Below are 23,931 nucleotides of genomic sequence, written 5' to 3' on the forward strand. Positions count from 1 at the left end.
CATCTGCTGAGTCCGCAGCCGCGGGGGTCGGGCCGCCGGAGGCCACCGCGTCGGGTCGCGTGGCGCGCCGCGTGCTCCGGGATGCCGGGGCGTGCCTCGGCATCCGCCTCGGTCGTGTCCGGGGCGAAGTCCGCGCCAATGCGGCCCGGCCCGTTGTTAGGAGGCCGTCCCCGTCACCCTCCCCACATGGCCCACGAACTCCGCGACCGCCCTCTGCACGTCCGCGGCAGTCCACTCCATGGCGGAGGCGGCGACCGTCATCTCGGTCATGGCCACCCCGGGCGGCCCGGCCAGGTCCGGCTCGAACCATTTGCGGAACAGCGTCGTCTTGGCCTCCTCCGCCTGCCGGACCACGGCCTCGTTCAGCGCCTCGGGCGGATACGGCAGCCACACCTGGAACTGGTGGGTGTGCGGGACCCGCGGGTGCACCCTGAACCACGGCACACCCGCCTCGGCCAGACCGTCGTGCAGCGCCCGCGCCACGACCTCGGCGTGCGCCACGTACCCGGGCAGCCGTGGCAGCTCGTGGTCCAGGCCGGCCAGCGCGGCCAGTGCGGTCGGCCACTGCTGGAACAGCTGGCCGCCGTAACGGTGCCGCCAGGCGCGCGCCTCCGCCACGAAGTCCTCGCTGCCGGCGAGCGCGGCGCCCGATATGCCGCCGAGCGACTTGTAGTACGAGACGTACACGCTGTCCGCGAGGGCCGCTATCTCCGGCAGGGAGCGGCCGAAGTGCCGGCCGCACTCCCACAGCCGCGCGCCGTCGAAGTGCACCACCGCATCGCGGTCCCGGGCCGCCGCCACCGCAGCGGTCAGCTCCTCCCATGAAGGCAGCACGAATCCGGCGTCCCGCAGCGGGAGTTCGAGCGCGAGGGTCCCGAACGGCTCCTGGAGGTCGTATATCTCGGCGGCGGTCGGCAGCCGGGGAGCGCCGGTCGGATGCACCATGCGCAGCCCACTGACCACCGCATAGGCATCGCGCTCATGCACCTCCAGATGGGAGCGGGGGTGACCGGCGACCGTCGCATTGCCCGTACGCCCCGCCCAGCAGCGCAGCGCCACCTGCTGGGCCATCGTGCCGGTCGGGAAGAAGGCGGCGGCCTCCGTCCCCAGGACTTCGGCCGTCCGGCGCTCCAGCTCGCCGACTATGCCGTCGGCGTTGCCGTAGACATCGATCCAGTCGTCCAGGTCGTATGCGGCGGGAGCGTCGGCCACCAGGCGCTTCAGCCGCTCGCGGACGGTATCGACGGGTGCGCCGCCCGGCAGTATCCGCTTCGAGCCGCGGAACGCCGCGAGCATCCGCTCCCGCTCGACCACCGCGACGCCGTGGAGCTTGTCCGAGTCCGTGTCGATGCCCCTGCCGGAATCCGTCATGGTGCCGGCGTCGGTGTCGGTGTCGACTTCCCTCTCCGAAGAGGCACTGCCCGAGGCGTCTCGCGCGGCCCCGTCCGGAGCCCCGTCCCCTGTTTGCGTCATGCGCTTCATCCGTCCCCCTGCCGTGCGCTGTCCGCTGGCTCGCCTGCCCTTGCCTCGCGCTTTCCGCGCGCCGATGCACCGATCATGACCCAGCCCGTCGCGGGCCCGCGACCCCTGTGGATAACTCTCGCGAGAGACCCCCGTCTCACCCTCGGTACAGCCCTGAAGCACGCCGGAAGCACTCGCGTAGCATGGCGAGGAATCGTCCGGTACCCCCCGCGGACTGGAACGGAAGGCCATCGCCGCGTGAACGCAACCCCACCCATCGAGGCCCAGGACCGCCCCGCCCGGCTGACCGTCGGAGTCGTCGGCGCAGGCCGTGTCGGGCCCGCCCTCGCCGCGTCTCTGCAGCTCGCAGGGCATCGCCCGGTTGCCGTGTCGGGAGTCTCCGACGCCTCCGTACGACGTGCCGCCGAGCTGCTGCCCGACGTCCCCCTGGTCACCCCGGCCGAGGTGCTCGCCCGCGCCGACCTCGTCCTGCTGACCGTTCCCGACGATGCCCTCGCGGGCCTGGTGAGCGGGCTTGCGGAGACCGGCGCCGTACGGCCGGGCCAGCTGCTGGTGCACACCTCGGGGCGCTACGGGACGGCGGTGCTGGACCCCGCCACCCGGGCCGGTGCGCTGCCGCTCGCCCTGCACCCGGCCATGACGTTCACCGGCACCTCCGTGGACATCCAGCGGCTGGCCGGCTGCTCGTTCGGCGTGACCGCCCCCGACGAGCTGCGGATGGCCGCCGAGGCGCTGGTCATCGAGATGGGAGGGGAACCCGAATGGATCGCGGAATCCTCCCGTCCGCTCTACCACGCGGCGCTCGCGATCGGCGCGAACCACCTGGTCACACTCGTGGCCCAGTCGATGGAGCTGCTGCGCGACGCGGGCGTGCAGGCCCCGGACCGAATGCTGGGCCCGCTGCTCGGCGCGGCGCTGGACAACGCGCTGCGGTCCGGTGACGCCGCGCTGACCGGACCGGTCGCGCGTGGTGACGCCGGCACCGTGGCCGCCCATGTCGCCGAGCTGCGCCGGCACGCGCCGCAGAGCGTCGCGGGCTATCTCGCCATGGCCCGTACGACCGCGGACCGGGCGCTCGCCCACGGGCTGCTGAAGCCCGAACTGGCCGAGGACCTCCTCGACGTGCTCGCGGACGCCGGCGACTCCTCCGGCGCAGCCACCCCCGATTCCCCCGACCAAGGCCCCGACACCCCCGACCACGGCCCCGAAGGAGGCGACCGGTGACCTCCTCGCCCATGAGCCCGACGCCGGCACCGCAGCCGTCCCCGGACTCCGCACCGGATCACCCCACCCCCCTCCTGCACACCGCCGCAGCGCTGCGCGACCTGCCGCGCCGAGGTGGCGCCCGCGCCGTCGTCATGACCATGGGGGCACTGCACGAGGGCCACGCCACCTTGGTCCGCACCGCCCGCCGCCGGGTCGGGCCGGACGGCCAGGTCGTCGTGACGGTCTTCGTCAATCCGCTGCAGTTCGGGGCGGGCGAGGACCTGGACCGCTACCCGCGGACCCTGGACGCGGACGTCGAGCTGGCCGTGGCGGCCGGCGCGGACGTGGTCTTCGCCCCGTCCGCCGAGGAGGTCTATCCGGGCGGCGAGCCGCAGATCCGGATCGCCGCGGGCCCCATGGGCACCCGCCTGGAGGGCGCCAGCCGCCCCGGCCACTTCGACGGCGTGCTCACCGTCGTCGCCAAGCTGCTGCATCTGACCGCGCCGGATATCGCGTTCTTCGGCCAGAAGGACGCCCAGCAGCTCGCCGTCATCACGCGGATGGCGGCCGACCTGAACTTCCCCGTCGAGATCGTCGGCGTCCCCACGGTGCGCGAGGACGACGGCCTCGCCCTCTCCAGCCGCAACCGCTACCTGTCCACCCCGGAGCGGCGCACCGCGCTCGCGCTCTCCGCGGCCCTGTTCGCGGCCCGCGACCGGCTCACCGCCGAGGAGGCGCTCCGCGCCCGCGCCGCCTCCGCCGGCCACCCGGCGCAGGACCGCTCCGCGGCGCTGGCCGCCATCGGAGAGGACCGCGCCGCCGCCGACGCGCACGCGGTCGCCTACGCCGCCGCGGGCCCGCCGCACGGGCCGTCCGTGGCGCGCGCCGCGGCCCGCGTGGTCCTGGAGGACGCCGCCCAGCTCGACCCGCCGCTCGCGCTCGACTACCTGGCACTGGTCGATCCGTCGGACTTCACCGAGATCCAAGACGGTTACCAGGGCGAGGGCATCCTGGCGGTGGCCGCCAAGGTGGGCACCACGCGCCTCATCGACAACATCCGTCTCGTCTTCGGAGCCTCGCTGCCACAGGACGAGGCCGCCCACCGGGGAACGACCCGCGCCGGCGGAACGACGCCGGCCCCCGGCACGTCCCGCACCCCCACCACCCCCGCCACACCGCCCACCACCCCCCAAGGCCCCCTCGGAGCGACCCGATGACCGCCACCGGAACAACCCCTGCCACCGGAGCAGGCACCCGCCCCGTACCAGGCACCGGTATACGTCTGAACGCCCCCGCCCCCGGCTGGTCCATCGAAGCGGACGTCGTCGTCGTGGGTTCCGGCGTGGCCGGGCTGACCGCCGCCCTGCGCTGCGCCGCGGCCGGCCGCCGGACCGTCGTCGTCACCAAGGCCCGCCTGGACGACGGCTCCACCCGTTGGGCGCAGGGCGGCATAGCGGCGGCCCTGGGCGACGGCGACACCCCCGAGCAGCACCTGGCCGACACCCTGGTCGCGGGCGCCGGAATGTGCGACGAGGTGGCCGTACGCACCCTGGTGACCGAAGGCCCGGACGCCGTCCACCGGCTGATCGGCACCGGCGCGCGCTTCGACACCGCACCGGGCAGCGACGAGATAGCGCTCACCCGTGAGGGCGGCCACCACCGCAGCCGTATCGTGCACGCCGGCGGCGACGCCACCGGGGCCGAGGTCTCCCGCGCGCTGGTCGAGGCGGTCCGCGCCGCCGGACTGCGCACCATCGAGAACGCTCTCGTCCTCGACCTGCTCAAGGACGCCGAAGGCCGGACCTCCGGCGTCACCCTGCACGTCATGGGGGAGGGCCAGCACGACGGCGTCGGCGCCGTACACGCCCCCGCCGTGGTCCTCGCCACCGGAGGCATGGGGCAGGTCTTCTCCGCGACCACCAACCCGGCCGTGTCCACCGGCGACGGCGTCGCCCTCGCGCTGCGCGCCGGCGCCGAGGTCTCGGACCTCGAATTCGTGCAGTTCCACCCCACGGCCCTGTACTTGGGCCCCGAAGCGGAGGGCCAGCAGCCGCTGATCTCCGAGGCCGTACGGGGCGAGGGCGCACACCTCGTCGACGCCGACGGCACCCGTTTCATGGTCGGTCAGCACGAACTGGCCGAACTGGCGCCGCGCGACATCGTCGCCAAGGGCATCACGCGCCGCGCCCAGGAGCAGGGCACCGAGCACATGTACCTGGACGCCCGGCACTTCGGCGCCCAGATGTGGGAGCAGCGCTTCCCGACCATCCTGGCGGCCTGCCGCTCCCACGGCATCGACCCGGTCACCGAGCCGATCCCGGTCGCGCCCGCCGCGCACCACGCCTCCGGCGGAGTCCGCACCGACCTGCACGGCCGGACGACCGTGCCCGGCCTGTACGCGTGCGGCGAGGTCGCCTGCACCGGCGTGCACGGCGCGAACCGGCTGGCCTCCAACTCCCTCCTGGAAGGACTGGTGTTCGCGGAGCGGATCGCCGCCGACATCACCGCCCGCCCGGTCCGCACGCCCGGGCCGCCCGTCACACCGCAGGGGCCGTGCGCACTGCTGCTCGCCCCCGAGGCACGGACCACGATCCAGCGGGCCATGACCGCGGGCGCCGGAGTGCTGCGGTCGGCGCAGAGCCTGGGCGAGGCGACCAAGGCCCTCATCCGGCTGCAGCGCCAGGCCGACGGCCCGGATGCGGCCGGCGCCGAGGACCTGCCCGGCGTCGAGGACCACAAGGCGGTCGAGCCCGGCGTGGAGGCATGGGAGACGACCAACCTCCTGCTCGTCGCGCGGGTACTGGTCGCCGGCGCCCGGGCCCGCGAGGAGACCCGTGGCTGCCACTGGCGCTCGGATTACCCCGAGCGCCGGGACGACCTCTACCAGCACCACTACATGGTCACCTACCGCCCGCCCTACACCGTGGCCGTCAGCGGCATATCCGACTCGCCCAACTTCCCCGCCACCCTTCCCGAAACGGAGCAGAACCCGTGAGCACGCCCGACGACCTCCCCCTCCTCCAGATCGGCGGGCCCACCGGCGGCGCCCCCACCGGCGGAGGCTGCGGCGACGCCTGCGGCTGTGCCGGCGGCGACGACGGCTCGTACGAGATCGACCCGCTGACCTGCGGCCTCGACCCCGACCTTGCCGCGCTCCTGGTGAACGCCGGCCTCGACCCCGTACAGGTCGAAGACATCGCGCACCTCGCCGTCGAGGAGGACCTCGACCAGGGCGTGGACGTCACGACCGTGGCGACCGTCCCCGAAGACGCGGTCGCCACCGCCGACTTCACGGCCCGCGAGGCCGGCACGGTCGCCGGGCTGCGGATCGCCGAGGCGGTCCTGTCCATCGTGTGCACCGACGAGTTCGCCGTCGAGCGGCACGTCGAGGACGGCGACCGGGTCGAGGCCGGCGCCAAGCTGCTGTCCGTCACCACCCGCACCCGCGATCTGCTCACCGCCGAGCGCAGCGCACTGAACATCCTGTGCCGGCTGTCGGGCATCGCGACCGCGACCCGCAGGTGGGCCGACGTCCTCGAAGGCACCAAGGCCAGGGTCCGCGACACCCGGAAGACGACGCCGGGGCTGCGCGCCCTGGAGAAGTTCGCGGTGCGCTGCGGCGGCGGCGTCAACCACCGGATGTCACTGTCGGACGCGGCGCTGATCAAGGACAACCACGTGGTCGCGGCCGGCGGGGTGGCCGCGGCGTTCACGGCCGTACGGGCCGAGTTCCCCGGTGTGCCGATCGAGGTGGAGGTCGACCGGCTCGACCAGATCCCGCCGATCCTGGCCGAGGGCGCCGACCTGATCCTGCTCGACAACTTCACCCCGGAGCAGACCAAGGAGGCCGTGGACCTGGTGGCGGGCCGGGCGATGCTGGAGTCCTCCGGGCGCCTGACCCTCGCCAACGCCCGCGCCTACGCCGAGACCGGCGTCGACTACCTGGCCGTGGGCGCCCTGACCCACTCCTCCCCGATCCTCGACATCGGCCTCGACCTGCGCGAAGACGAAAACGCGGGCGAGGACGACGGCGCGGGCGAGGACGGGGCCGGGGAGGGCCGCTGACCGCCATGCTGCTGACCATTGACGTGGGCAACACCCACACCGTTCTGGGCCTCTTCGACGGCGAGGAGATCGTCGAGCACTGGCGGATCTCCACCGACGCCCGCCGCACCGCCGACGAGCTCGCCGTCCTCCTCCAGGGCCTGATGGGCATGCACCCGCTGCTCGGCGACGACCTGGGCGACGGCATCGAGGGCATCGCCATCTGCTCCACCGTGCCCTCCGTCCTGCACGAGCTGCGCGAGGTCACCCGCCGCTACTACGGCGATGTGCCCGCCGTCCTGGTGGAGCCGGGCGTCAAGACGGGCGTGCCGATCCTCATGGACAACCCCAAGGAGGTCGGCGCCGACCGCATCATCAACGCCCTGGCGGCGGTCGAGCTCTACGGCGGTCCCGCGGTGGTCGTCGACTTCGGTACGGCCACCACCTTCGACGCGGTCAGCGCGCGCGGCGAGTACGTCGGCGGCGTGATCGCGCCGGGCATCGAGATCTCCGTGGACGCACTGGGCGTCAAGGGCGCCCAGCTCCGCAAGATCGAACTCGCCCGGCCGCGCAGCGTCATCGGCAAGAACACCGTCGAGGCGATGCAGTCCGGCATCCTCTACGGCTTCGCCGGCCAGGTCGACGGCGTGGTCCAGCGGATGGCGCGGGAACTGGCCGAGGACCCGGACGAGGTCACCGTGATCGCCACCGGCGGGCTGGCCCCGATGGTGCTCGGCGAGTCCTCGGTGATCGACGCGCACGAGCCCTGGCTCACCCTCATCGGACTGCGACTGGTCTACGAGCGGAACATCGCCCGCTCCTGAGCAAGGCCGGAGCGCCGGGCCGGAACAACGGACCCGTGAACGGTGGTGCGGCTCGCTGCCGCGCCACCGTTCACGAATTAAGCGGCTTTTGTCGAAAACGGTCGTAAAGTCGCCATATGCCAATGCCAAACGGAACCCGCGGCGGCATGGCGTTCAGCGCCGATGAGTTGCGTGTGCTCCGTCGCGCCCTCGCCCATGCCCTCCAGACGGCGGACCCCGCCGCCCCGCCCGCCGCCCCCGCCCCGGAGTGGCCGCAGGACATCCAGGAATACCTCCGGCTGGCCGAGGCGGTCGACGAGGCGGTGTGCGAAGGCGGCCGGCTGCGCGCCTTCCTGCTCGCCGACCTCGTCCGCTATCGCGAAGCCCTGCCCGGCGCCGCCGCCGGCTACCTCGCGCACCTCAAGGAGGCGCTGGCGGCCGGGTACACCCCCGACGCCGACGACCTCGCCGCCCTGCGCGCGCTGCGCACCCGGCACACCGGGACCGCCGAGTACGAACGCCGCAGCGCCCTGCTGCGCCACTGCGAGCAGCTCGCCGAACAATCCGTACGGGTCCGGCTCCGCGCGCTGCCAGGCGGCCGCTCAGGGCCCCGCAGCGGGCGCGAACCGGACCCGGCACGCAAGCCCAAACCCGAGCGGAAGCCGGAACCCGCTCCGGCGCCGCAGCCCAAGGCCCCGCACCCGGACCGGCCGATCCCCACCCCGGGCGAGGTCTTCCCGCCCCGCCGCAAACCCGCCCCGCCCCCCGAGAACCGCACCGCCTGAGCGCTGCGTACCCTGGCTGCGTAGCTTTTGGTTGCTTACGCCCTATGGGGAGGCCATACGCCATGGATTACGTCGCAGCGCTGCTCCCGCCCGTGGTGATGGCCGTGGCCTTCACCGCCCTGATCGTGACGATCATCAAGAGCCAGGGCGGGGAGAACAAGTCCAAGGAGGACGCCGCCGTGGACGCCGCACTGGCCCGCGCCGAGTCCGCCGGGGAGCCCAGGGCGCACGGCGCCTGAACCGCCCGCCGCCATTCCGGCGGCCCACACGCACTGCCACGGCCCGGGACCGACCGTCCCGGGCCGTACATCTTTTTTGCGGCCCGGCACACGGGACGGCACAAACGCAACGAGATCAACGGGCATTCGCGACATCTCCCACTATTGTTCTTGTGTGCCGAGACCATTGGGTGATCTGGAAGACGCGGTCATGACGCGGGTCTGGGAGTGGAACCGCCCGGTCACCGTTCGAGAAGTCCTGGAAGATCTGCAGAAGGAACGGTCGATCGCCTACACAACGGTCATGACCGTATTGGACAACCTCCATCAGAAGGGCTGGGTGCGCCGCGAAGCAGAAGGCCGCGCCTATCGATATGAGGCGGTCTCCACTCGCGCCGCCTACGCGGCCGCACTGATGAACGAGGCATGGTCCGCCAGTGACAACCCCGCGGCCGCTCTTGTGGCCTTCTTCGGCATGATGTCGCCGGAACAGCGACATGCCCTGCGCGATGCCGTACGGATGGTGCAAGCCGACGAACCGGCCGAAGAGCCGGAAGCCGCAGAAGGCACGGAACAACAGGTGGAAGCGGCTCCGCGGCCCGCACCGGCCGAAGAAGGCGAAGCACAAGCCGCAGCGGAAGCCGACGGGGAAGGCGGACCCTCCGAAGGGGATGAACCCGGGGCGGGCACGGGCGGCAAGGGGCGATAGCGTCCCGGCATGCCTCCGCATTCAAAAGGCCTCACCGTCCGCCGCGCCAGGACCAGCGATGTACCGGCCGTACGAGGTCTCATCGACGCCTACTCGCGCGACGGGATCCTGCTCGACAAAGCCACCGTCACGCTTTACGAGGACATCCAGGAGTTCTGGGTCGCCGAGCGCGACGAAGACGGCGAGGTCGTCGGCTGCGGCGCACTCCACGTCATGTGGGAAGACCTGGCCGAGGTCCGCACCCTGGCCGTGGACCCGCAGCTGAAGGGCTCCGGCGTCGGCCACCAAGTGCTCGACAAGCTGTTGCGCACCGCGAGCTGGCTCGGAGTGCGGCGCATTTTCTGTCTCACCTTCGAAGTCGAGTTCTTCGGCAAGCACGGCTTCGTGGAGATCGGCGAGGCTCCCGTAGACGGTGATGTCTACAGTGAGCTGCTGCGTTCCTATGACGAGGGCGTTGCCGAGTTCCTCGGCCTCGAACGAGTGAAGCCCAACACCCTGGGCAACAGCCGGATGCTTCTGCACCTGTGATGAGTGTTCTATGTCCGAATCGCTCCCCTATCTCATGGCTACGGAAGCATGTGTTCCCCGGTCTGCGGGCAAGTGAACCCTACCCAAGGGTTTGTGTTTTTCCCGGAAAAGCGGTTTGCTTTCCGTCGTAATCCGCATTCGATGAAAGGGAAACCGGTGGCACAGAAGGTTCAGGTTCTTCTTGTCGACGACCTCGACGGCGGCGAGGCGGAGGAGACGGTGACGTTCGCTCTCGACGGCAAGTCCTACGAGATCGACCTCTCCGACACCAACGCGCAGAAGCTGCGTGAGTCGCTCGCGGACTTCGTGAAGGCCGGTCGCCGTACCGGTGGGCGTTCTTCGGGCCGTGGCAAGGTGCGTGTAGCCGCTTCCGGCGCCAGCCAGGACACCGCGAAGATCCGCGCCTGGGCGAAGGAGAACGGCTACAACGTCAATGACCGCGGCCGTGTCCCCGCCGACATTCGCGAGGCATTCGAGAAGGCCAACGGCTGATCGCCGTAGGCGCGGTCCGATTGGGCATTACCAGCACGCAACAACCGGGCACGGTGGCACTCCGTCGCCGCCGCGCTCACGAGTCGTACGAGGTCGGGGGCGCCCCCACCGTCCCCGATTCCTGTCCCGAGCCCCGTGGTGGGCAGGGAATTCTCCGCCTCGTACCCGGGCCGGGGAGGTCGCACCCATCCCGCGGCCTCCCGCGCGCCGAATCCGCAGGGCGGCGATGCCGGTGACGTGCCAGTGGGGAACGACGGCGCCGGCATCCGGTCCCCGGCCCCCCGCGCCGTGAGATCCGATGCGAGGGAACCCCACTCCAGCCATTCCAGGATTCCCGGGAGTTCCTCGGCACCGCCGGCCGCGACGAGCATGAGCAATTTCGGCCGATCGGACGGCTGCTTCCCGTCGCCTCCGGTCCGCAGGAGCGCCACCGGACCGGTCCGCGGCCAGCGCCGCAGGACGGCACGGCCCGCGTCGGTCGGCATCTCCAGGACGTCGAAGCGCAGCCCCGTCAGCAGCTCGACCGGCTCGGATCCGGTGGTCGGCCAGCCCAGCTCGTCCTCGTACCACCTGCGGACGTGGTCGAGAGGGCTGCGGGGGCGCGGAAGCACGCGGGCCATGCCCGGTGCAACTGCCCACAATCCGGGAAGTTACGCTGGGTAGGGATACGGGAGCGCACCGTATTCACGGAAGGGGCGTGGCGGGGCATTCGGTGGCGTGCGGATGTTCGCCCGTAGCGGATGGAAGCGGCCCGCGCCGCATGGAGTGTCAGTGGCAGCGGGTAAGACAGTCTCAGTGGGAAGAGACGGTGTGACCGGCGCACGAGGCGCTTCGGCCCGGCCGCTGGCCGGATGCGGGCGGCGTGTCGGAGAACGGCGCGTTCGCCACGGGCGTAGTGGCCAAGGGCGTATATGCCTGGCCTGCGGGAACATCGTCTCGCACCATCGAGTTGGAGCAGATGTCAGCTGTTCGGCAGTAAATTTCCCCGCCGGAGCGGGGGTGATCCGGACGGGTGTCGGCAGTTGGAATGAGCTGTCCCGCCCCGCGGGACTAGCATGCGGAAGGACAGGGAGGGGACCGACCCCTAACTGCCTGACCGCTCTGAGGAGCGATTAACGATGTTCGAGAGGTTCACCGACCGTGCGCGGCGGGTTGTCGTCCTGGCTCAGGAAGAAGCCCGGATGCTCAACCACAACTACATCGGCACCGAGCACATCCTCCTGGGCCTGATCCACGAGGGTGAGGGTGTCGCCGCTAAGGCCCTGGAGAGCCTCGGGATTTCGCTCGAGGCGGTCCGCCAGCAGGTGGAGGAGATCATCGGGCAGGGCCAGCAGGCTCCGTCCGGTCACATCCCCTTCACTCCCCGTGCCAAGAAGGTCCTGGAGCTGTCGCTCCGCGAGGCCCTCCAGCTCGGCCACAACTACATCGGCACCGAGCACATCCTGCTCGGCCTGATCCGCGAGGGCGAGGGCGTCGCAGCCCAGGTCCTGGTGAAGCTGGGCGCCGATCTCAACCGGGTGCGGCAGCAGGTCATCCAGCTGCTCTCCGGCTACCAGGGCAAGGAAGCCGCCACCGCCGGCGGCCCCGCCGAGGGCACGCCCTCGACCTCCCTCGTCCTGGACCAGTTCGGCCGCAACCTCACGCAGGCCGCTCGCGAGACCAAGCTCGACCCGGTCATCGGGCGCGAGAAGGAAATCGAGCGCGTCATGCAGGTGCTGTCGCGCCGTACCAAGAACAACCCGGTCCTCATCGGCGAGCCCGGCGTCGGCAAGACGGCGGTCGTCGAGGGCCTGGCGCAGGCCATCGTCAAGGGCGAGGTGCCCGAGACCCTCAAGGACAAGCACCTCTACACCCTCGACCTCGGTGCCCTGGTCGCCGGCTCCCGCTACAGGGGTGACTTCGAAGAGCGCCTGAAGAAGGTCCTCAAGGAGATCCGCACCCGCGGCGACATCATCCTGTTCATCGACGAGCTCCACACCCTGGTGGGTGCGGGTGCCGCCGAGGGCGCGATCGACGCCGCCAGCATCCTCAAGCCCATGCTGGCGCGAGGCGAGCTGCAGACCATCGGTGCCACGACGCTCGACGAGTACCGCAAGCACCTGGAGAAGGACGCCGCCCTCGAGCGCCGCTTCCAGCCCATCCAGGTCGCGGAGCCGTCGCTGCCGCACACCATCGAGATCCTCAAGGGTCTGCGGGACCGCTACGAGGCCCACCACCGCGTCTCCATCACGGACTCCGCGCTGGTCGCCGCGGCCACCCTCGCCGACCGCTACATCTCCGACCGCTTCCTGCCGGACAAGGCCATCGACCTGATCGACGAGGCCGGCTCCCGGATGCGGATCCGCCGGATGACCGCACCGCCGGACCTGCGCGAATTCGACGAGAAGATCGCCGATGTGCGCCGGGAGAAGGAGTCCGCGATCGACTCGCAGGACTTCGAGATGGCCGCGGGCCTGCGCGACAAGGAGAAGCAGCTCCTGGCCGCGAAGGCGAAGCGGGAGAAGGAGTGGAAGGCCGGCGACATGGACGTCGTCGCCGAGGTGGACGAGGAGCTGATCGCCGAGGTCCTGGCCACGGCCACCGGCATCCCCGTCTTCAAGCTCACCGAGGAGGAGTCCTCGCGACTGCTCCGCATGGAGGACGAGCTCCACAAGCGCGTCATCGGTCAGAAGGACGCCATCAAGGCGCTCTCCCAGGCCATCCGCCGCACCCGCGCCGGCCTGAAGGACCCCAAGCGTCCCGGCGGCTCGTTCATCTTCGCCGGCCCGTCCGGTGTCGGTAAGACCGAGCTGTCCAAGACGCTGGCGGAGTTCCTCTTCGGCGACGAGGACGCGCTGATCTCCCTCGACATGTCGGAGTTCAGCGAGAAGCACACGGTCTCGCGACTGTTCGGCTCGCCTCCCGGCTACGTCGGCTACGAAGAGGGCGGCCAGCTCACCGAGAAGGTGCGCCGCAAGCCGTTCTCCGTCGTGCTCTTCGACGAGGTCGAGAAGGCCCACCCGGACATCTTCAACTCGCTGCTGCAGATCCTGGAGGACGGTCGCCTGACCGACTCCCAGGGCCGGGTCGTGGACTTCAAGAACACGGTCATCATCATGACGACCAACCTCGGCACGCGGGACATCTCCAAGGGCTTCAACCTCGGCTTCGCGGCCCAGGGCGACACCAAGTCCAGCTACGAGCGGATGAAGAACAAGGTCAACGAAGAGCTCAAGCAGCACTTCCGCCCCGAGTTCCTCAACCGTGTCGACGACACCGTCGTCTTCCACCAGCTGACCGAGGAAGACATCATCCAGATCGTCGACCTCATGATCGCCAAGGTGGACGAGCGGCTCAAGGACCGCGACATGGGCATCGAGCTCAGCGGCGAGGCCAAGTCGCTGCTGGCCAAGCGCGGGTACGACCCGGTGCTCGGCGCCCGTCCGCTGCGCCGCACGATCCAGCGCGAGATCGAGGACGCCCTCTCGGAGAAGATCCTCTTCAGCGAGCTGCGTCCGGGCCACATCGTGGTCGTCGACACCGAGGGCGAGGGTGACAGCGCCAAGTTCACCTTCCGCGGCGAGGAGAAGTCCGCACTGCCGGACGCCCCGCCGATCGAGTCCGCGACCGGCGGCTCGGGCCCGAACCTCAGCAAGGACGCCTGAAAGGACGCCTGAGCGGATCGCGCCCCGAGCGCGAATCCCGTAAAAGGCGCATAGGGCACATAGGGGACTGCCCCGGAATCGTACGAAACGATTCCGGGGCAGTCCCTTTTCCCGTTCTGCAGGATTACGGATCACAGAAAGCGGCCCGGTATGCACACAGGGGCTCTTTTCGGTCACCCAATGCGCCAAACGTATCGGTGGCCGTTCGCGCCTCCCGCCGCCGGCTACATCTGCACGAGGCGAATGCCGTCGGGGACGCCGTTCACCGGAGGAATACGCCGGCCGATCCGGAGCGTGTCGAGATTCGGAAAGGCCGACAGCCACTCCATGGAGTCCCCCAGGTCGTAGGCGAGCCACAGCCGGGTCAGCCCCTCGGCCGGAACGATGCCCTCGATCAGCTGATCGGGGGTGAAATACCCGTCGATCCGCAGATGCGGACGGCCGCCCAGCCGGCGCAGCGCATGCAGTTCCTCCAGGTCACAGACCGGGAAATACAACTCGGCCGGTTCCAGGTGGGCGATGATCTCGCGGGCGTAGCGGGCCGTGTCATAGCGGCGCCAGGCCCCGGCGAGCTGCGCCCGGATGTCGTGATGCGCCCGCTCGCGCAGCCCCACCAGATAGTCGATCGCCATATCGTCCGCGATCGAGGTGGCGGTGATCGCCAGCAGATGCGCCTCGCCGTCGGAGGCCTCCGACGGGTCGGGCAGCATCTCCAGCACGATCGGCCCGATCCAGCCAAGGGCTCGAGCCGCCGACGGAGTGCTGGGGCGCACCATGTCGCGGGTGAAGCGCCGCACCCGCGCCCGCACCGCCGGATCCAGCTCGGTGGCATGCTCCAGACAGGCCGCCGCCAGCAGCTTGCGGTGCCGGGCCTCGGCGGCCCGTACCCCCGCATGCGGCGCGAGCAGCCCGTCGAGCAGTGCCGCGCACTCATCGGGGCGAGCCAGCGCCACGGCCATCCGGATGACGTCCTCCCAGTCGTCATGGTGCGCATGGTCGAGCAGCAGGGCGAAGTCGTGCCGCTGCACGGTGGCGCGGGCCGCCAGATAGTCCTGGAACGTGCGGTGCACGAAATCGACGGTGCCGGGCGTGGGCTCCCGCAGCAGCCCGGTCCGGTTCAGCAGATGCCGGAACACCTCCTGCGGGCCACCCTGGCGGGCCGCGTCCGGAATGGCGGGCAGATGCCGGGCCAGGGTGTCGACGGCCGTCGTCCGATCCATCTCCGAGCGGCCGTTGACCAGCATCCAGTGAGCCAGCTTCTGCAACAGCTGGATCTTGGGCTGCCGGGTCAGCTCCACCCCGTCGGTGGCGACCATCGCCCGCTCCCGGTCGCGCCGCTCCAGCAGCATCGACAGCGCCGCGTCATAGAGCTCCTTGCGGCCGTTGGGCAGATAGCCGCGGCGATCGCGATGCAGGGCGCACAGCAGCCCGCACATCAGCGGATTGGTCGCCAGCCGCCCCAGATCGCGGGTGATGCGCACGGCATTGAGCAGCGTCCGCTCGTAATGGCCCAGCCGGTCCAGATCCGCCGGGCTCTGCTGGGCGGCCGCGCGATGCCAGCGCTGGATGAACGCGGCCACGTCCTCACGGCTCATCGGCGCCAGCGACACCTCCCCGAACCCCTCCGCGGCGAGCCAGCCGGCGGGCACGGCGGACGGCCGGGACGTCACGACCCAGACGTTCCCCGGGTGGCGGGCGGCCCACTCGACGAGCATGCCGCGCAGCTCCTCGCGGTCGCTCTCCGGCGCCTCGTCGACCCCGTCGACCAGCAGCAGCGCCCGCCCGGCGCCGAGCACCCGCCGCGCCCAGCCGTCCGGCGCCGCCTCGGCCTCCCGATAGCCGACCGCGCTCAGAAACGTCTCCGGGGAGGGCAGGCCCTCGCGGGCGAAGCGGCGCACCGGCAGCAGGAACGGCACCCGGCCGCGCAGCGCCGCCAGCGCCTCGGGCAGCTCATCGCGGGCGGTGGCCACGGCCAGCCACTGCAGCAGCGTCGTCTTGCCGGACCCGGCCACCCCGCGCACCAGGACCTGGCTTTGGCCCGCCAGCGCCTGCTCGGCGGGGAGCGGAGGGTCGTCCTGGTCGGCGTCGTCGCGGCCGTCCTGGGAGCCGGACTCGCACTGCAGCCCCAGATAGGCGGCGTCCAGCGGCCAGCTGTCGGGGGAGTGGGCGAGGTCGATACCGAAGATCGTGAGGTGGTTGTGGAGGGCCGCGGTGTCCTGGGCGTAGCGCGCCTCGAAGGCGGCGTCCGCGGCGGCCCGGTCGCCGCGGTCCAGCGGCGACGCGGCGGCACGCTGCCCGTGGACCAGCTCGGTGAGCGTACGGGTCTGCTCGACGAGGGTGCGGGCGACATACGTCGAGCGCCGGCTGAGGAAGTGCAGGATGTGCAGCGCCGCGGCGTCCATGAGGAGGCCGTGTGTCCGGGCGGCGTCGCCGGTCAGGGGCGCGGTGACGCCCGGCACGGCCTCGCAGAGCCGGCGGGCGAACTCGGCGGGCAGCAGACGGACCGCGTCGACGTCGTCCATCTCGATGTCGGCCAGCGCGCGCAGGCTGCGGGCCAGGGCGCTGACCAGGTCCGGCTCCTCCCCGCCGGTCGCGAGCTCCACCAGCGCCGCCGCGAGGCCGTCCAGCTCCCCTTCCGTCAGCACCGGCTTCTCACCGGCGAAGGAGACCAGGCGGGAGATCCGCACCGGTCGGTCGACCAGCTCGGCGGCCGGCCCGTCGGTACGGAACAACCGGCGGATCAGCGGGTCGACGTCGCGCGGCGCCAGGCGGGCGGCAAGGGCGGAGGGATCCATGGGCTTCCCGTAACTGCGGTGCTGGGGCGGGCGGTTGAGGAATGCCCTCCAGCCTAGGTGCGGGGGCGCGGGAAGAGGGTGAGTTTCGCGTGGGGGGGAAGGACGGGGGCGGGCTCCGGGCGGAGAAGGGAGAGATAGACCTCCTGGAGGTCGGGCAGGGACGTCAAGGAGGGAAGGGCGATGGGTGCGTCGATCATGCCGTACAGCTGGAGGGTCTGGACGCCTGGGAAGGCAGGCAGGGCGGTGCGCAGGATTGCACTCAGTTCGGACGCGGAGCGACGGGCCCAGTTGAGGAGGCTGAGGGACTTCACTTGGGGCAGTTGAAATCCGGGGGGAATGCATAGGGCGACTTCTCCCTCCGTCAGACCGAAGGAGAAGTATTCGAGCTCGGCAAGGTGCGTGAGTGTTCGCCACTGGTCCTCACTGAAATCAGGGGCGATGTACTGCAGCTGCAGCCTTTGCAAGTGGGGCCAGGACGTCACCCCGGCGAAGCAGGAGCCCGGCGGGTGGCGGAGAGTGAGACTGTCCAACGGGGCGTTCACCGGAAGGGCTTCCAGTCCTTCCGGTGGTGGGGTGGCGAGCGTCAGCCGTTTCGTGTGGCGGAGTCGGCGGAGCCCGTGCGGGGTGGTCACGCGGTGATCGTCCAGCCCTGTGACGCTCAACGTGTGTATGGGCAAGTCCACGATAGGAGCGACGCTTTCGACAGCGGGGCAGTCCTGAAGTGTCAGCGACTCCAGTGCCGGGAACTTCCGGAGGAAGGCGAGGCTGCTGATCTCCGGGTTGTTCATCAGGGTCAGATGGGTGATCTGCTCGATGTGCAGTCCGTCGAGGAGTTCACGGTCGGTGAAGGGACCGTTCACCGATATCCGCGGCCGGCCGCCGAGGGCCTTGAGCACGTGCAGCTGGCCGTCGGTCGTGACGGTGACGTGCGTGTCGGGGGCGAGATGCCGGATGATCTCCTGGGCGTAGCGGTCGGTGTCGAAGGCCTCCCAGCGCGCGCCGAGTTGGACCCGGGCGGCCTCCACGGGGTGGCTGCGGAAGCGCTTGAGGATCTCCAGGGCCGCATCCGAGCCGATGAGCGACGCGGTCACCACCACCTCCTGTGCCTCGTCACGCTCCAGACCGTCCGGTCCGGGCAGCAGCTCCAGCACGAGGGGCCCCACTTCGGCGAGCAGCTTCGACTCCTCGTGGGTGCGGGGCGGCAGAATCGCCCGGGCCCGCTCGTTGACCTCCTCCCGTACGCGCGGATCGAGCTCCGTGGCGTGCTCCAGACATGCCATGGCCAGCAGGTGGACGCGCAGGCGGGCGGCGTCGCTCCCGGCGGCGTCGCCGCGGGCGATCAACCCGCGCAGGAAATCCGCCCGTTCCCGCGGCCGGGCGTGCGCCACCGCCATCCGCAGCACGTCCTCCCACTGGGAGTCCTCCGCATGCGCCACCAGCAGCCCGAAGTCCCCGTCCTCGACCGCCGCCTTGGCTCCCAGGTAGTCCTGGAACGTGCGGTGGACGAAGTCGACCGAGCCCGGCGCGGGCTCGCGCAGCAGACCGCTGCGCAGCAGCAGATGGCGGAAGACGGCCTCGGCGGAGCCCTGCTCCGCCGCCGTCGGAACCGCCGGCAGCGCATCGCCGATGATCCGCTCCGCCCGCTCCCGGTCCAGCTCCGTGCGGCCGTTGCGGATGAGCCAGTACGCCAGCCGCTGGAGCAGCTGGATCTGCGGCTCGTCGCTCAGCTCGATGCCCGTGGGGGCGGCCATGTCGCGTTCCCGGTCGCGGCGGGAGAGCAGCATCGACAGCGCCGCGTCGTACAACTCCTTGCGGCCGGTGGGCAGATAGCCGCGGCGGTCGCGGTGCAGCGCGCAGATCAGGCCGCACATCAGGGGATTGGTGGCCAGCCGCGCGAGGTCCTGCTTGGTGTGTACGACGGCCAGCAGGGACTGTTGGTAGGCGTCGAGCCGTGCGGTGTCCTCGGCGTCGCCGCGGGCCGCGTCGTGCCAGCGGCCGATGAACGCGGCGACCTCGGTGCCGCGCATGGGGGAGAGCGTCAGCTCGCCGAAGCCGTCGGAAGCCAGCCAGTCGTCGCGTACGGCGGAGGGGCGGGTGGTGACCAGCCACCGGTTGTCCGGGAACGCGTCGAGCAGATCGCGCAGCCAGCGGCGGGCCTGCTCGCGCTCGCGGTCGGGGATCTCGTCCAGTCCGTCGACGAGGAGGAGCGCCCGCCCGGAGGCCAGCACGCGATCGGCCCAGCCACCGGGCTGCGACCCGGCGACGGGGCAGCCGACGGCGGCGAGGAAGTGGTCCGGGGTGGGTAAGTGCGCCCCGTCGCGGGTGAGGGTGCGCAGCGGGAGGACGAAGGGGATGCGTCCGTAGAGGTGGGGCAGGGGCGTCTGAGCAGGGGCCTTGGTGCAGGAGACGGCCAGCCACTGCACCAGGGTGCTCTTGCCGGAGCCCGCGATGCCGCGCAGCAGGACCCGGTCGCGGCCGGCCAGGGCCTGGTCGGCGGGGACGGGAGCGGACGCGCCGATCGGATGGAGATCGTCCTCGCTCCAGGGGCCGCCGAGGGGGTTCACCTCGCGCGCGCCCGACGCCGTGGCCTCCAGGCTCATATAGGCCGCGTCCAGCGGCCACCGGTCCGGGGAGTTGGCCAGGTCGATGCCGTAGATGGTGAGCCTCGCGTGCTTGCGCGCCACGTAGGCGAGGTAGTCGCGCTCGAAGGCGGTGTCCGACGCCGGCTGCGAGGGATGCCGGGCGAGGAACTCGTCGATCACCGTGATCAGGTCGTCCAGGCTGCGGCTCTGCTGGACCAGGGTGCGGGCCACGAAGGTCGAGCGCCGGCTGAAGAAGTGGACGATGTGCAGGCAGGCGGTGCCGAGCAGGGTGCCGTGCAGCAGCTCGGCGTCCCGGGACAGGTCGCGGACGGCGTGCGGGGCGGCCGCCTCCAGGCGTTCGGCCAGGGCGGTGGAGCCCAGCCGCACGGCCTGTACGTCGTCCATGTCGAGGTCGCCGAGGGCACGCAGCGTGGTGGCCAGGGCGTCGGCCACGGCCTGCTGCTCGTCCTCGCCGACCGGGCGCTCGCCGGGGCCGGCGGCGCGGACGGCGCGGTCCACCAGTTCCGCGGCGAGGCGGCGCAGGTCCTTGTCGGACAGCGTCCGCTGCTCGCCCTTGAAGGACACCAGCGCGGAGAGCCGTACGGGGGCCGCGGTCAGGCCGGCGCCCGGCCCCTCCTTGACGAACAGCTTCCTGACCAGCGGCGCCACCACGCCGGAGGCGAGCCGGACGCCCACTGCTGACGGGTCCATCGCGCGCTGTGCCCTCCCCCTGGCCGGTGTCGACGCCGTCCCGCCAGGTTAGCGGGAAAAGGTGTGGCGCCGGTCACGGAATTCGACATTCCGCCGGCTCCCGAAGGGCGCATTCGACGGCCCCGAGTAACCCACGTCACAGATATCCGAGTAACCCGGGTCACAGGGAAAAGGTATTTGATCTCGCCTGTGCGTGACATGACGCACAGGCGATATGAGGCCTACTAAAAGAATTAGGGGAAGTGTGGCGCCGGGGCGCGGGGGTTTTCGGGCCGCGGCGCGGGGGTGCCGGGCGGCGAGCGGGGTGCACGGCGCACCACCCGTGCCACGTATGGGTAAAAACCCTGATCAGAGTGGGTATGGCGGGCGCCGAGCGTGCCCGAAATGGTCCTGTTTGGGGCGGTTCATGCGAACGATCGATGATGTCGCAAGGGCCTGCAGCACTCACTTCCCAATACGGGGTGGGTTAGTAGAAAGGCCCCTTGGCGGGATGGTTCTGGCGGGTTACCAAGGAATGGCGATCCCGGTCCGCAGCCGGGAAACCAAATCAAATTCCGGAGGGCAAACCCGCATGTCGAAGTTCACCGCCATACGTAATTCGAAGAAGACCGTCCTGCGTAACCGCGCCGCCGTAGTCGCCGCCGGTATCGGCGTGACCGCCGCGCTCGGCGCCGGTGTCGCCACCGCCGCCGACGGCGGCCTGCTGGGCCTCACCTCGGGCGTCGGCAAGACCGTCTCCGCCCAGGCCGACGCGCAGGCCAAGGCCGTCGCCGACGCCAAGGCGGCCAAGGTCGCCAAGGCCGCGAAGGCGGCCAAGGCCAAGAAGGACGCGGCCAAGAAGGCGAACGCCTGGGGCAAGCCGGTGGACAAGTACACCCTCGGCTCGACCTTCGGCCTGGCCGGCAGCCACTGGTCGCACAACCACAGCGGTCAGGACTTCGTCGTGCCGACCGGCACCGCAGTGAAGTCCGTCCACAAGGGCACCGTCGTCAAGGCCGGCCCCTGGGGTGGCGGTGACGGCCCGGCGTACGGCAACGCGATCGTGGTCCGCCACGACAACGGCATGTACACCCAGTACGCGCACCTGTCACAGATCAAGGTCCAGCCCGGCCAGCGGGTCGGCACCGGCCAGCTGATCGGCCTGTCCGGCAGCACCGGCAACTCCACCGGCCCCCACCTGCACTTCGAGGTCCGTACCGGTCCCAACTACGGGACGGGCATCGAGCCGACCGGATTCCTGCGGGCTCACGGCGCTTCCGTCTGAGCTGAGTCCGGCCGGACTGGCCGGCGGTTCGGCGGGTTCGCCGCCGTGACCAGTTCTGTGGCGACCTCGAGGATGGCCTTGCGCTTCTCCTCGGGGTCGCCTTCGACGTTCTGCATCGCGAACATGCCCGCGTGCATGGAGAACAGCGCCGTGATGCAGCGCACCTGATCCGACAGCTCGGAATCGGGCTCCTTCAGCAGGCCGAAGAGGGTCAGCATCCGCTCCTTGAACCGCTCGCCGATGCTCAGATCGCGCACCGCGGCCTGGTTCTCCTGCATGAAGCGGAAGAGCGGCTCGGCCGAGCGCAGCGACTCGCTGTAGCGGCGGATCAGCTCGTGCTTGGTCTCCAGGGTGCGCGGCTGCTCCTGGGCCCAGACGATCAGCTCGTCGATCGGGCTGGTCAGGCCCTGGAACAGGCTGATGACGATGTCTTCCTTGGTCTTGAAGTGGTAGTACAGCGCCGCCTTGGTGACCTCGAGCTTCTCGGCGATCTCGCGCAGCGAGGTCTTCTCGTAGCCCTGCTCGGAGAACAGCTCCAGAGCGACGTCCTGAATGCGCTGGCGGGTGTTTCCCCTGCGCGCCTGCGGTGTGCTCATGCTGCTCTCCTGCGTCGTCGGTACTGGTCAGAGGGCTGCCCGAGGGGGCGCCAAGGAAACTTACTTGACGCCCGGCTAGTTGCCCGCCTACCTTCTCTCACTGTAACGAACTAGCCGGGCGGCAAGTAAGTAGGAGTGAAGTAATGGGGAAGTCGCAGGCCGCGACCCCGACGGGGGAAAGACAGCAGACCACGGTCGAGGAACGACCCGAGTCCACACCGGGCACGGGGGCGGACAAGCAGCCGGCGAGCGTACGGGTCGTACTCTTCGCGCTGATGATCGCGATGCTGCTCGCGATGCTGGACAACATGATCGTCGGCACCGCGATGCCGACCATCGTCGGCGAGCTGGGCGGCATGAGCCACCTGTCCTGGGTGGTCACCGCATACACCCTCGCCACCGCCGCCTCGACGCCCATCTGGGGCAAGCTCGGCGACATGTACGGACGCAAGGGCGTCTTCCTCACCTCCATAGCCATCTTCCTGGTCGGCTCGGCGCTCTCCGGCATGGCCCAGGACATGGGCCAGCTGATCGGCTTCCGCGCCGTCCAGGGCCTGGGCGCGGGCGGACTGATGGTCGGCGTCATGGCGATCATCGGCGACCTGATCCCGCCGCGGGAACGCGGCAAGTACCAGGGCATGATGGCCGGCGTCATGGCCGTCGCGATGATCGGCGGACCGCTGGTCGGCGGCACCATCACCGACCACCTCGGCTGGCGCTGGAGCTTCTACATCAACCTCCCGCTCGGCGCGATCGCCCTGGTCATGGTGACCGCGGTGCTGCACCTGCCCAAGAAGCGGTCGCAGACCCGCATCGACTACGTGGGCGCCGCACTGCTCACCATCGGCATCACCTCACTGGTACTGATCACCACCTGGGGCGGCACCGAGTACGACTGGCTGTCCAGCCAGATCATCGGCCTCGGCATCCTCGGCGTGGTCGCCCTCGTCGGCTTCGTACTGGTCGAGCGCAAGGTCAGCGAGCCGGTGCTGCCGCTGCACATCTTCCGCAACGGCAACTTCTCGCTCGTCACGCTCATCGGCTTCCTCGTCGGCTTCGTGATGTTCGGATCGATGACGTTCCTGCCGCTGTTCCAGCAGACCGTGCAGGGCGCCTCGGCCACCAACTCCGGCCTGCTGCTGCTGCCGATGCTGCTCGCGATGATGGTCGTCTCCCTGTTCGCGGGCCGGGTCACCACCGCCAGCGGCAAGTACAAGGTCTTCGTCGTGGTCGGCGGCGGCCTGATCACCGCCGGCCTGGCGCTGTTGTCCCTGATGGATACCGACACCACCCGCTTCACCTCTGGCGTCTACATGGCGGTGCTCGGCGCCGGCATGGGCTTCCTGATGCAGACCACGATGCTGATCGCGCAGAACAGCGTCGAGATGAAGGACATGGGCGTCGGCTCCTCGTCCGCCACCCTCTTCCGCACGATCGGCGGCTCCTTCGGCGTCGCGATCTTCGGCGCGATCTTCACCCACCGGGTGGAGTCCACGATGATCGAGCGGATCGGCAAGGCCGCCGGCGAGAAGATGACCGGCGGCGGCGCCCAGATGGACCCCAAGGGCCTCGCCAAGCTCCCGCCGATGATCAAGGACGCCTACGCGCACGCGGTGGCCTCCGGCACCCACCACGTCTTCCTCTGGGGCGCCGCGGTCAGCATCATCGGCTTCGCCGCCGCGTGGTTCCTCAAGGAGGTTCCGCTGCGCGGGGGGCCCGCGAAGACGAAGTAAGTCAGCCTTCCCACGTTGTCGGCTTTCCCGCCGTGGTGCCTTGTCACCGTTGCGCCTGCGGCGGGCGTGGTGTGTCGGGTGCGGTAACAGCCCTACGGACTCCGTCCTACGGTCTGTCCCCTCCCGTGGGTGGGTGGAAGGCAGGCCGGTGGGGGCGGGCCTGATCCGTCGGCTACCGGCACACGAAGGCTGACGTTCAACCCCACCGTTCTTCTCCCACCCACTACGGGAGGGGGCGGGCCGGAGGGGTTGGGGTGTGGGACGTAAAGCGCAGCAGTCCCACACCCCAACCCCTCCGGCCCGTCACCGGCAGCCGAACAGCCCCGCGCAGCGGACCCC

General features: G+C 70.6%; 18 protein-coding genes. 13 read left to right on the forward strand and 5 right to left on the reverse strand.

What is annotated here, in order from left to right:
- Positions 1–156: 156 nt before the first annotated feature.
- Positions 157–1,473 carry a threonine aldolase family protein gene (locus WAB15_RS23585; RefSeq protein ID WP_407287460.1) on the reverse strand — a complete coding sequence of 439 codons (1,317 nt, stop codon included), beginning with the start codon at positions 1,471–1,473 and terminating at the stop codon, positions 157–159.
- Positions 1,474–1,719: 246 nt separating this feature from the next.
- Between WAB15_RS23585 and WAB15_RS23590 the strand changes: the two genes are divergently transcribed.
- From WAB15_RS23590 to WAB15_RS23635, 10 genes are all read left to right on the forward strand, one after another.
- Positions 1,720–2,706 (forward strand): Rossmann-like and DUF2520 domain-containing protein, encoded by a 987-nt coding sequence (locus WAB15_RS23590; protein WP_407287461.1) that lies wholly within the window; start codon positions 1,720–1,722, stop codon positions 2,704–2,706.
- A gap of 11 nt (positions 2,707–2,717) precedes the next feature.
- Positions 2,718–3,905: a pantoate--beta-alanine ligase gene (panC, locus tag WAB15_RS23595; RefSeq protein WP_407289277.1), complete on the forward strand. Its 1,188-nt coding sequence runs from the start codon at positions 2,718–2,720 to the stop codon at positions 3,903–3,905.
- Positions 3,902–5,683, forward strand: coding sequence for an L-aspartate oxidase (locus WAB15_RS23600; RefSeq protein WP_399150796.1), 1,782 nt, complete (start codon positions 3,902–3,904; stop codon positions 5,681–5,683). The genes panC and WAB15_RS23600 overlap by 4 nt, the downstream gene beginning before the upstream one ends.
- Complete coding sequence (nadC, locus tag WAB15_RS23605) at positions 5,680–6,753, forward strand: carboxylating nicotinate-nucleotide diphosphorylase (protein WP_407287462.1); 1,074 nt, start codon at positions 5,680–5,682, stop codon at positions 6,751–6,753. Before WAB15_RS23600 ends, nadC begins: the two co-directional genes overlap by 4 nt.
- Before the next feature lie 5 nt (positions 6,754–6,758).
- Positions 6,759–7,556, forward strand: coding sequence for a type III pantothenate kinase (locus WAB15_RS23610; protein ID WP_384428101.1), 798 nt, complete (start codon positions 6,759–6,761; stop codon positions 7,554–7,556).
- 146 nt (positions 7,557–7,702) lie between these two features.
- On the forward strand, positions 7,703–8,320 hold the full coding sequence (locus WAB15_RS23615) for a hypothetical protein (protein WP_407289278.1): 618 nt from the start codon (positions 7,703–7,705) through the stop codon (positions 8,318–8,320).
- A 62-nt stretch (positions 8,321–8,382) separates the two neighbouring features.
- Positions 8,383–8,559: a hypothetical protein gene (locus tag WAB15_RS23620; protein WP_393498643.1), complete on the forward strand. Its 177-nt coding sequence runs from the start codon at positions 8,383–8,385 to the stop codon at positions 8,557–8,559.
- A gap of 190 nt (positions 8,560–8,749) precedes the next feature.
- Positions 8,750–9,247: a BlaI/MecI/CopY family transcriptional regulator gene (locus tag WAB15_RS23625; RefSeq protein WP_399150809.1), complete on the forward strand. Its 498-nt coding sequence runs from the start codon at positions 8,750–8,752 to the stop codon at positions 9,245–9,247.
- 9 nt (positions 9,248–9,256) lie between these two features.
- Positions 9,257–9,775, forward strand: a complete 519-nt coding sequence (locus tag WAB15_RS23630; RefSeq protein WP_399150798.1) for an amino-acid N-acetyltransferase — start codon at positions 9,257–9,259, stop codon at positions 9,773–9,775.
- A gap of 156 nt (positions 9,776–9,931) precedes the next feature.
- Positions 9,932–10,267 (forward strand): Lsr2 family protein, encoded by a 336-nt coding sequence (locus WAB15_RS23635; protein ID WP_399150810.1) that lies wholly within the window; start codon positions 9,932–9,934, stop codon positions 10,265–10,267.
- Here WAB15_RS23635 and WAB15_RS23640 read toward each other — a convergent pair.
- On the reverse strand, positions 10,198–10,887 hold the full coding sequence (locus tag WAB15_RS23640) for an SCO3374 family protein (RefSeq protein WP_407287463.1): 690 nt from the start codon (positions 10,885–10,887) through the stop codon (positions 10,198–10,200). The genes WAB15_RS23635 and WAB15_RS23640 overlap by 70 nt on opposite strands.
- Before the next feature lie 498 nt (positions 10,888–11,385).
- Between WAB15_RS23640 and WAB15_RS23645 the strand changes: the two genes are divergently transcribed.
- Complete coding sequence (locus WAB15_RS23645) at positions 11,386–13,911, forward strand: ATP-dependent Clp protease ATP-binding subunit (RefSeq protein WP_407287464.1); 2,526 nt, start codon at positions 11,386–11,388, stop codon at positions 13,909–13,911.
- A 224-nt stretch (positions 13,912–14,135) separates the two neighbouring features.
- On the opposite strand, the gene WAB15_RS23650 is transcribed toward WAB15_RS23645, so the two are convergent.
- Positions 14,136–16,706, reverse strand: coding sequence for an NACHT domain-containing protein (locus WAB15_RS23650; RefSeq protein ID WP_407287465.1), 2,571 nt, complete (start codon positions 16,704–16,706; stop codon positions 14,136–14,138).
- A 53-nt stretch (positions 16,707–16,759) separates the two neighbouring features.
- Positions 16,760–19,999 (reverse strand): NACHT domain-containing protein, encoded by a 3,240-nt coding sequence (locus tag WAB15_RS23655; protein ID WP_407287466.1) that lies wholly within the window; start codon positions 19,997–19,999, stop codon positions 16,760–16,762.
- A 571-nt stretch (positions 20,000–20,570) separates the two neighbouring features.
- Here WAB15_RS23655 and WAB15_RS23660 point away from each other — a divergent pair.
- The gene (locus WAB15_RS23660) at positions 20,571–21,263 is read left to right on the forward strand and encodes a M23 family metallopeptidase (protein ID WP_407287467.1); all 693 of its coding nucleotides are present in this window, start codon (positions 20,571–20,573) and stop codon (positions 21,261–21,263) included.
- Here WAB15_RS23660 and WAB15_RS23665 read toward each other — a convergent pair.
- Positions 21,245–21,859: a TetR/AcrR family transcriptional regulator gene (locus WAB15_RS23665; RefSeq protein ID WP_407287468.1), complete on the reverse strand. Its 615-nt coding sequence runs from the start codon at positions 21,857–21,859 to the stop codon at positions 21,245–21,247. The genes WAB15_RS23660 and WAB15_RS23665 overlap by 19 nt on opposite strands.
- Positions 21,860–22,002: 143 nt before the next feature.
- On the opposite strand from WAB15_RS23665, the gene WAB15_RS23670 reads away from it, so the two are divergent.
- Positions 22,003–23,592, forward strand: coding sequence for an MDR family MFS transporter (locus WAB15_RS23670; protein ID WP_399150805.1), 1,590 nt, complete (start codon positions 22,003–22,005; stop codon positions 23,590–23,592).
- The last annotated feature ends 339 nt before the right edge of the window (positions 23,593–23,931 follow it).

Origin of the sequence: Streptomyces sirii, from assembly GCF_045690365.1 — a bacterium.
GTDB lineage: Bacteria > Actinomycetota > Actinomycetes > Streptomycetales > Streptomycetaceae > Streptomyces > Streptomyces sirii.

What these genes read in the sequence shown, in the direction of transcription:
- WAB15_RS23620 (WP_393498643.1), top strand. Translation starts at nt 8,383, where the DNA reads ATGGATTACGTCGCAGCGCTGCTCCCGCCCGTGGTGATGGCCGTGGCC.
- WAB15_RS23630 (WP_399150798.1), top strand. Translation starts at nt 9,257, where the DNA reads ATGCCTCCGCATTCAAAAGGCCTCACCGTCCGCCGCGCCAGGACCAGC.
- WAB15_RS23615 (WP_407289278.1), top strand. Translation starts at nt 7,703, where the DNA reads ATGGCGTTCAGCGCCGATGAGTTGCGTGTGCTCCGTCGCGCCCTCGCC.
- WAB15_RS23625 (WP_399150809.1), top strand. Translation starts at nt 8,750, where the DNA reads ATGACGCGGGTCTGGGAGTGGAACCGCCCGGTCACCGTTCGAGAAGTC.
- WAB15_RS23610 (WP_384428101.1), top strand. Translation starts at nt 6,759, where the DNA reads ATGCTGCTGACCATTGACGTGGGCAACACCCACACCGTTCTGGGCCTC.
- WAB15_RS23670 (WP_399150805.1), top strand. Translation starts at nt 22,003, where the DNA reads ATGGGGAAGTCGCAGGCCGCGACCCCGACGGGGGAAAGACAGCAGACC.
- panC (WP_407289277.1), top strand. Translation starts at nt 2,718, where the DNA reads ATGAGCCCGACGCCGGCACCGCAGCCGTCCCCGGACTCCGCACCGGAT.
- WAB15_RS23600 (WP_399150796.1), top strand. Translation starts at nt 3,902, where the DNA reads ATGACCGCCACCGGAACAACCCCTGCCACCGGAGCAGGCACCCGCCCC.
- WAB15_RS23655 (WP_407287466.1), bottom strand. Translation starts at nt 19,999, where the DNA reads ATGGACCCGTCAGCAGTGGGCGTCCGGCTCGCCTCCGGCGTGGTGGCG.
- WAB15_RS23585 (WP_407287460.1), bottom strand. Translation starts at nt 1,473, where the DNA reads ATGACGCAAACAGGGGACGGGGCTCCGGACGGGGCCGCGCGAGACGCC.
- WAB15_RS23665 (WP_407287468.1), bottom strand. Translation starts at nt 21,859, where the DNA reads ATGAGCACACCGCAGGCGCGCAGGGGAAACACCCGCCAGCGCATTCAG.
- WAB15_RS23650 (WP_407287465.1), bottom strand. Translation starts at nt 16,706, where the DNA reads ATGGATCCCTCCGCCCTTGCCGCCCGCCTGGCGCCGCGCGACGTCGAC.
- WAB15_RS23640 (WP_407287463.1), bottom strand. Translation starts at nt 10,887, where the DNA reads ATGGCCCGCGTGCTTCCGCGCCCCCGCAGCCCTCTCGACCACGTCCGC.
- WAB15_RS23660 (WP_407287467.1), top strand. Translation starts at nt 20,571, where the DNA reads ATGTCGAAGTTCACCGCCATACGTAATTCGAAGAAGACCGTCCTGCGT.
- WAB15_RS23645 (WP_407287464.1), top strand. Translation starts at nt 11,386, where the DNA reads ATGTTCGAGAGGTTCACCGACCGTGCGCGGCGGGTTGTCGTCCTGGCT.